This is a genomic window from Mesorhizobium sp. M7A.F.Ca.US.006.04.2.1 (assembly GCF_004022915.1).
Lineage (GTDB): Bacteria > Pseudomonadota > Alphaproteobacteria > Rhizobiales > Rhizobiaceae > Mesorhizobium > Mesorhizobium ciceri.
This window is the reverse complement of record NZ_RZQA01000307.1, coordinates 1-6,683: the sequence shown is the minus strand read 5'-3', so window position 1 is coordinate 6,683 and position 6,683 is coordinate 1. Positions and strand designations below refer to the sequence as shown.

General features: G+C 62.9%; 7 protein-coding genes. 2 read left to right on the top strand and 5 right to left on the bottom strand.

Translation table 11 applies throughout. The features are described 5' to 3' along the window. Nucleotides 1-206, bottom strand: a 206-nt coding sequence (locus tag EN925_RS40150) for a hypothetical protein (RefSeq protein WP_206632841.1), incomplete at its 3' end; no start/stop codon positions are given. Between EN925_RS40150 and EN925_RS17520 the strand changes: the two genes are divergently transcribed. Beyond that, nucleotides 139-819, top strand: coding sequence for a queuosine precursor transporter (locus EN925_RS17520; protein ID WP_024503743.1), 681 nt, complete (start codon nt 139-141; stop codon nt 817-819). The two genes, EN925_RS40150 and EN925_RS17520, sit on opposite strands and share 68 nt — an antisense overlap. A 59-nt stretch (nt 820-878) precedes the next feature. After that, the gene (locus EN925_RS17515) at nt 879-1,550 is read left to right on the top strand and encodes a hypothetical protein (protein WP_064993081.1); all 672 of its coding nucleotides are present in this window, start codon (nt 879-881) and stop codon (nt 1,548-1,550) included. A gap of 11 nt (nt 1,551-1,561) precedes the next feature. Here EN925_RS17515 and EN925_RS17510 read toward each other — a convergent pair whose 3' ends face one another. The 4 genes from EN925_RS17510 to EN925_RS17490 form a co-directional block, all read right to left on the bottom strand. After that, entirely contained in the window at nt 1,562-2,590 is a 1,029-nt protein-coding gene (locus EN925_RS17510; protein WP_128336754.1) for an esterase-like activity of phytase family protein, read from the bottom strand. Continuing rightward, nucleotides 2,587-4,491 (bottom strand): cobaltochelatase subunit CobT, encoded by a 1,905-nt coding sequence (cobT, locus tag EN925_RS17505; protein WP_174299058.1) that lies wholly within the window; start codon nt 4,489-4,491, stop codon nt 2,587-2,589. The genes EN925_RS17510 and cobT overlap by 4 nt, the downstream gene beginning before the upstream one ends. Before the next feature lie 471 nt (nt 4,492-4,962). Then, nucleotides 4,963-5,949, bottom strand: coding sequence for a cobaltochelatase subunit CobS (cobS, locus tag EN925_RS17495; protein WP_013529367.1), 987 nt, complete (start codon nt 5,947-5,949; stop codon nt 4,963-4,965). A 123-nt stretch (nt 5,950-6,072) separates the two neighbouring features. Continuing rightward, a partial coding sequence (locus tag EN925_RS17490; RefSeq protein ID WP_164894255.1) for a J domain-containing protein occupies nt 6,073-6,683 on the bottom strand: 611 nt, incomplete at its 5' end.

Below are 6,683 nucleotides of genomic sequence, written 5' to 3'. Positions count from 1 at the left end.
CCTCTGGCCAACATCTTGTTGGCCTTGGGGCATCGGATCGAAGCCGCAAGGTTTTGGCAATCCGGTGCCCACATACGAAGGCGAGCATCGCCCGCATGGGCACGATGCTTGGCTGGTTCCATTACCCAGGATAAAAAAATGACTTCCTTCTCGCGGTATTTGCCCTTCGTGGCCGCCATGGCGCTTGTCGTCGTGGCATCGAACATTCTCGTGCAATTCCCGATGCAGGGCCAGATCGGGGGCCTCTCGCTGGCCGACCTTCTGACTTGGGGGGCCTTCACCTATCCCTTCTCGTTCCTGGTCACCGACCTCGCCAACCGCCGCTACGGACCCACTGTGGCGCGCCGGATCGTCCTTGTCGGCTTCATGACGGCGGTGATCTGCTCGATCCTTGTCCCGCCCTTCCTGTTCCGTCACGGCCTGATCGAATTCGAGACCGCCGCCGACCGGCTGGTGCGTATCGCGGCCGCGTCCGGAGCGGCGTTCCTTTCCGCGCAACTGCTCGACGTCACCGTGTTCAACCGGCTGCGCCGGCAGAGCTGGTGGCGGGCGCCGATCATCGGCACGCTGGTCGGGTCGGTGTTCGACACCGCCGTGTTCTTCACCGTCGCTTTCTCGGCTGCCTTTGCCTTCGCCGGACCAAACGACGGCTTTGCGTTGGAAAACGCACCCTTGATGGGCGTCTTCCATGTCGAGGCGATGCGCTGGATCTCCTGGGCGCTTGGTGATCTCTCGGTGAAGCTGATCATCGCCGTCGTCGCACTCATCCCCTACCGGCTGCTCGCCGCCCGCTGGAGCCAGCCCGCGGTTGCGGCTTAAACCATGATCCCGAAAAGTGGGACCCCGTTTTCGGAAAAGATCATGGTCGGACAAAGATCATGATCCCGTGGATCCAGCTCGATTCAGCGAAGACCCCAGACGGCGGACAAGAACTTCGCCTCAAGCGGCGCGGCACCGAATTCTCGATCATGCTGGGCACCAACGAGCTCATGAACAGCCGCCTCAGCGGTTCCGAGGAAGCGCTGGCAAAACTCTCCTGCGGGCGGATTGCCGGCCATAGCCAGCCAACAATCCTGATCGGTGGGCTTGGCATGGGTTTTACCTTGCGCGCCGCGCTTGCAGAATTGGCCAATGATGCCGGAATCGTCATCGCTGAACTGGTGCCGGCCGTTGTCGCCTGGGCGCACGGTCCGATGGCCGAAATCTTTGGCGGCTGTCTCGACGATCCGCGCGTCACCATCCAGGAGACCGATGTCGGGCAGCTGATACGCTCGCAGCCCGCGGCCTGGGACGCCATCCTGCTCGATGTCGACAACGGCCCGGAAGGCATCGTCCACAAATCCAACGACGCGCTCTACAGCCTGCAGGGCCTCGCAGCCGCACGCAGCGCCCTCAAGTCGGGCGGCGTGCTGGCGGTGTGGTCGCAAGGCCCCGACATCGGCTTCACGCGGCGGCTGAAGCAGGCAGGCTTCGGGGTCGAAGAGGTCAGTACGCGCGCCAACGGCAAGCGCGGCGCGCGCCATATCATCTGGATCGCCACCAAGACGTAAAGCCGGCGGGCTCAATCCTGGTGCAGGATGAATTCCAGATAGAGGTTGCGCTGCAGGATCGAGTGGTTGTCGTCGGAGATCAGCGACACCATCAGCGCGCCGTCGTCGCGGGTCCAGACGTCGAGCCCTTCCATATTGTCGATCTGGTAGCCCATGTCGGCCTCCAGCAGCACCGGCCCGTCGGCGACCGCGCCCTTCTCGACGCTTTCGCCATAGATGCGCCGCAGCCGCATCTTGACGCCCCTCGCCATCGAGAAACTGCGCTCCAGAAGCAGCAGATCGCCATCCGGCAGGAAGGCGCCGTCGGTGATGTCGAAATCGCCGTTGCGCTTGACAGTAAAGACGCCCTTGTGCGGCCCCTCGATGATGGCGGCATAGATGTTGCCGGCCTTGTCGAGGCTCTTTTCGGAGACCACGACCAGGCCGCCCTCATGCTGACCGTTGGCATTGGCGTGGGTGACGGTCTCGAAGCCGCGATTCTGGCGCAGCTCCTGGGCCGGAACGACGAAATCCAGCGGCTTGAACGGCGCCTTCATGTCGTTGGCGTCGATCTTGAACTGGGCGACGCGGTGGCTGCGCTCGAAGCCGACGGTGGCAATGCCGTCCTTGACCGCGAGGCCTTCCGCATCGACCTCCCATTTCCTGTCGATCGGCCGGCCGGTCTCGTCGACCATCTGCTGCATGCGGAAATTCTGGATGCCGGAGGGCCGCTTTTCCGCGTCGCGGACCACCGTGCCGAAGAACCAGAAGCCGGTGTCGGCAACGCCGATGAAGTCACCGCCGGCCTTCAGGAAGCGGAAGGCCGACAGCGCGCCGAAAGCGCGTGTCGGCGAGGTCATCTCCAGCCCGCCGACGAATTCGAAAGGGCCGAATTGCTTGTCGGCACGGCCAATGTGAAATTCGGTGATCGGGCGGGCCGAGATTTCGACCGGTTCGACAGAACCAGAGTCGGGCGAACCGGCTGCCGCCGAAGCCACATCGGAAAGCAGGGCGATGGCGGCGAAAAGCGTCTGCTGAAAGCCGCCGCGCCTGGAGATCATCCGGCGCGCCGCATACCACCGCCGCGCCGCGTATCCTTCGCGCTTTCCTCGGCAAACAGCGAAGCCAGCTGCTCGGTCATGGCGCCAGCCAGCTCCTCGGCATCGACGATGGTGACGGCGCGGCGGTAGTAGCGCGTGACATCGTGGCCGATGCCGATGGCCAAGAGTTCCACCGGCGAACGCGTCTCGATCAGCTCGATGACGGCGCGCAGATGGCGTTCGAGATAATTGCCCGGATTGACCGACAGCGTCGAATCGTCGACCGGCGCGCCGTCCGAGATCATCATCAGGATCTTGCGCTGCTCGGGCCGGGCGATCAGCCGGTTGTGCGCCCACAGCAGCGCCTCGCCGTCGATATTTTCCTTGAGCAGGCCTTCGCGCATCATCAGGCCGAGATTGCGCCGTGCCCGCCGCCATGGATGGTCGGCGGACTTGTAGATGATGTGGCGCAGATCGTTGAGCCGGCCAGGATTCGGCGGCTTGCCATCCTTCAGCCATTTCTCGCGCGCCTGCCCGCCCTTCCACGCCCGCGTCGTGAAGCCGAGGATCTCGACCGAGACGCCGCAACGCTCCAGCGTGCGCGCCAATATGTCGGCGCAGGTTGCGGCGACCGTGATCGGCCGGCCGCGCATCGAGCCGGAATTGTCGAGCACCAGCGTCACCACCGTGTCGCGAAATTTGGTGTCGCGCTCCTGCTTGAACGACAGCGGCTGCATCGGGTCGATGACGACCCGCACCAGCCTTGCCGGGTCGAGGTAACCCTCTTCCAGGTCGAAATCCCAGGAGCGGTTCTGTTGTGCCATCAGCCGACGCTGCAGGCGGTTGGCCAACCGCCCGACGACGCCGGACAGGTTGGCGAGCTGCTTGTCGAGGAAGGCGCGCAGCCGGTCGAGCTCTTCTTCTTCGCACAACTCCTCGGCGCCGACCGTCTCGTCGAAAGCGGTGGTGAAGACCTTGTAGTCGATCTCTTTCGGCAGATTGGTGAAGGGATTGTCGTTGCGGCGCGCTTCGCCGGGTGTTTCGGCATCGGCGTCGTCATCGTCGGACAGATCGTCGGCGGTGGCGTCGGAGGCTTCCGTCTCGGCCGACTGCTCGTCATCGGCCGAAGCTTCGGCATCCTCGGACTGCGACTGCTCGGAGCCGGAATCCTCTTCGCCGCCCTCCTCGCTCTGCTCCTCGCCTTGCGGCTGGTTGTCGTCATTGTCCTCTGAATCTTCCGTCTCCTGGTCGTCGCCGAGTTCCTCGGCCATCTCCATGGAGGCGAGCATCTCTCGCACGACCCGGGCGAACGCCTGCTGGTCGCCGAGCTTGGCCGACAATCCGTCGAGGTCGGCCTTGGCCTTCTCCTCGACCCAGGGGCGCCAGAGCTCGACCAGCCGCTCGCCGCTTTTCGGGACCGGACGGCCGGTCAGCTTCTCGCGCACCATCAGGGCAAGAGCTTCCTCGATCGGCGCGTCGGCCTTGTCCTTGATGTCGACGAGGTTGGCCTTGGCGTATTTGTCCTCCAGCATCGAACCGATATTGTCGGCGACACCCTGCATGGCGCGTGAGCCGATCGCCTCGACGCGGGCCTGTTCGACCGCGTCATAGATGGCGCGGGCCGCCTTGCCTTCCGGCGCCAGCTTGGTGTGGATGCGCACATCGTGGCAGGCGCGCTTCAGCGCCATGGAATCGCCGAGGCCGCGGGTGATCGCAATATCGGTCTTCGACGCCTTCTTCGGCAATTCGGGCAGACGCGCACGGCTGCCGGCGAGCGCCGGCCGGTCCTTGGCGAAACCGACTTCCAGTTCCTTGTCGCCGGCAATGGCGCGCATGCAGACGGTGACGGCACGCTTGAAGCTGTCGGCTTCAGAGCCCGTCTTCGACTTGTTGCGCGTGTTGTCGCCCGGACCCGCCATCATCTATCTCTATTGTACCGCTGGCCGCTGGCCAAGCTGAGTGCGCAGGAGGCCGATAATCTCTTCGACCGAGATCGTAAAATAGCCGCCTTTCCCACTGTCATATGCCTGTCTCCAATGACTGTATCCGTGGTCAAACCCGTCGGGAATTGGACGAACACCCTCAAGTTCAACCAGACTTTCTCTCAGTACGTCAGCCGCTACAGGGAGGTGAGGGATTGTTTGCAGCTGCTTTCCGTCATTAGGTATCGGCGCGTCAGAGACTGAGATCGATACGATCGGCTGACTTTCGCCTTCCAGATAATCGACAGCGCCTATGATCACACGCGAGGATACTGGTGTCGCGCCGTGATACGTCCAAGTCTGCCCAGGTTTGAGTGGTTGGTTCTGGGCCATGGCTGCCTGACTGAGACCAAAGCAGAGGAATACAAGACTCCATAGGAACGTCCGGTGGGTCGTTCCCATGGAGCGGTCTTACCCCAGGACCACGTTGGCGGCGCTCTCGGGCAGATCCTCGCCGAAGGCGCGCTGGTAGAACTCGGCCACCACCGAGCGCTCCAGTTCGTCGCACTTGTTGAGGAAGGTCAGCCGGAACGCCATGCCGATATTGCCGAATATCTCGGCATTCTCTGCCCAGGTGATCACCGTGCGCGGGCTCATCACGGTCGACAGATCGCCGTTGATGAAGGCCGAGCGCGTCATGTCAGCGACGCGCACCATCTTGTTGACGATGTCCTTGCCCTTGCCGTCGCGATAGTGCTTGGCCTTGGCCAGCACGATGGCGACTTCATTGTCGTGCGGCAAATAATTCAGCGTGGTGACGATCGACCAGCGGTCCATCTGGGCCTGGTTGATCTGCTGGGTGCCGTGATAGAGGCCGGTGGTGTCGCCCAGGCCGACCGTGTTGGCGGTCGAGAACAACCGGAAGGCCGGATGCGGGCGGATAACCCGGCTCTGGTCGAGCAGCGTCAGCCGGCCTGACGATTCCAGCACGCGCTGGATGACGAACATCACATCCGGACGGCCGGCATCATACTCGTCGAAGCACAGCGCGACATTGTGCTGGTAGGCCCAGGGCAGGATGCCGTCGCGGAATTCGGTGATCTGCAACCCGTCCTTGACCACGATCGCGTCCTTGCCGACGAGATCGATACGGCTGACATGGCTGTCGAGGTTGACGCGCACGCAGGGCCAGTTGAGGCGGGCGGCGACCTGTTCGATATGGGTCGACTTGCCGGTACCGTGATAGCCCGACACCATGACGCGGCGGTTGTAGGCAAAGCCCGCAAGGATCGCCATCGTCGTGTTCTTGTCGAACAGATAGTCCGGGTCGATGTCGGGCACATGCTCCGATGTCACCGAATAGGCCGGCACCACCATCTTGGATTCGAAGCCGAATTTCTCCTTCACCGACACCGTCGTGTCGGGCAGGTTGGCGATGTCGCGATCGACCTTGTTCATATCTCTCAACGTCTCCACGGGCGAAACGTCTGATTTCGCCGGCAATCGATTTTGTCCGGGGGCGGTCTTAAAGCCTTTTCCAACCTTATGAAAGTTGGAAAACGACACGAACCGTATGGTCGCTCAGCACAGGCCCGCCTGTTTGAGCACGCGATAGGCTTGCAGCACATCGCGGAACCGGTCTTCCGAACCTCTGTCGCCACCATTCGCATCCGGATGGTGTAGTTTCACCAGTTCCTTATAGCGCGCCTTGATCTCCTTGCCAGTCGCCTTTGTATCAAGACCAAGCGTTTCCAGCGCCTTGGCCTCAAGCGGCTTGGCCTTGCGCTCGCGCGCCTCGCGCGGATCCTTGGGTCCCTTGAACAGGTCGAACGGGTCGCGCATGCGGTTATAGTAGCCGGCGCGGCCGGAACGCATCTGGGCCATATCGGGCGACGACCGGGTCGAGGCCCCGTTGGCGCCCATCTTCCAGGTCGGCCGGTGCCCGGTCATGGCTTCCTTCTGGAAGCGCGCGACCTCGGTGTCCGGTACGCCGGAAAAGTAGTTGAAGCCCTTATTGTACTCGCGCACATGATCGAAGCAGAAGTGGAAATACTCACCCTCCTTCATGCGCCCGACCGGCGCACGATGGGTGCCCGCTTCCTTGCAGCCGTCCCACTGGCAGATCGGCGAGTGCGACTTCAGCTCCGCGTCCTTGTCGGGGCGGACGCGAATCTTCTCGAAATATTTGGGGT